At 45.1% G+C, this 1,141-nt stretch carries 2 protein-coding genes; both read left to right on the top strand.

Annotation, left to right across the window (positions count from 1 at the left end; genetic code table 11):
- Positions 1–76 precede the first annotated feature (76 nt).
- Complete coding sequence (locus C1709_RS00930; RefSeq protein ID WP_025073060.1) at positions 77–541, top strand: DUF1896 domain-containing protein; 465 nt, start codon at positions 77–79, stop codon at positions 539–541.
- Between the two features lie 167 nt (positions 542–708).
- Positions 709–1,128: a hypothetical protein gene (locus C1709_RS00925; RefSeq protein WP_245836877.1), complete on the top strand. Its 420-nt coding sequence runs from the start codon at positions 709–711 to the stop codon at positions 1,126–1,128.
- The last annotated feature ends 13 nt before the right edge of the window (positions 1,129–1,141 follow it).

Genomic DNA, 1,141 nt, shown 5'->3' with positions numbered 1-1,141 from the left:
ACAAACTCGGCAAGTTCAATAAGGCGATGGGCATCTGATAATATAATAAAACGTATAACCCTAAAATAAAAGATTTATGGAAACCAAGAAAGAACTATCTTACTTCCGTCTGAAGTTGGAGAACTATCTCAGTGAGCATTTCCCAGAACTGCTGGGCGACAAACCATTCATAACGGCAAGAGCCGATGAAGCACTTTCCACCTACTGCGATGCAGTGGCACAAGGCTTCTCGCATCCCGAAGCGGAGAGTATGGCAAACGAAGTGTTGCATCAAGGACTGCATTTTTCAAAGTATGATACACTTGTGTCTGTCTTGGAGAATGAGTTCGAGAAAGAACTGCCCTCTCCACTCCCCGAAAGACTAACACCAATGCTTCTGAAGAATAAGGCTGTGCAAAGCGTTTTCGACAAGTATGAGCTGTCAGATGACTTCGGTGCAAGTCCTGAGTATGAGAAACTCTACACCGAATTGACAGGAACAATCGTTCTGCTCATTGAGGTCAATGGTCTGCCAACCGTAGGCGGTGAGAACATGACTTGATGTAGCACCATCTGGAGCTTTTGTAGTGTCAAGAGCCAAGATAAACGCTCCACTCCATACGCCAAGAGTTTTTTCAAACACTTGTCTTTTTTCGAGCATAGCTCTCAACAACTCGTGTGTAGTCTGCGCATCTTGTAACTGCTCTTGAAACTATAAAAAGCTCCGATATGAATACAATCATCATGAATCAAGACGTTCTTAAAAGTGCTATTTCTCGCCGAGACAATAGAAGCGAGCTTCCATTGTCCTCACGGCTTAACGAAATCGTTCACACACCTGCCTTCATCAAGGCAGACGCATCGAACAAAACCGATAAGAACAAGCAGCAGCCGAATTCTCCCAAGCAAGTCCGCCGCTTCGGTTGGACACGCTTCATCGAACTCGCAATCCTGCTTTCTATCGTTATTGGTGTCGTTTGGCTTATCTCGAAAATCGTAACGCCACAAGTCGTAACTGTCGTCTCAGTCATTACTGGTTTTCTGATACTACGCTTTATAGTCAGGGTAATTCTGAAAGTGGCATTTACGCTGCTGAGCATTCTCTTCTGGCTGGCGATTGTCTGTGCCATCCTGCTCTGCGTGCTTTGAGAAGCACAGCTCT

The organism is Metaprevotella massiliensis (genome assembly GCF_900241015.1).
Note: the sequence above shows the minus strand (reverse complement) of the source record. Positions and strands in the feature narration are given on the sequence as shown.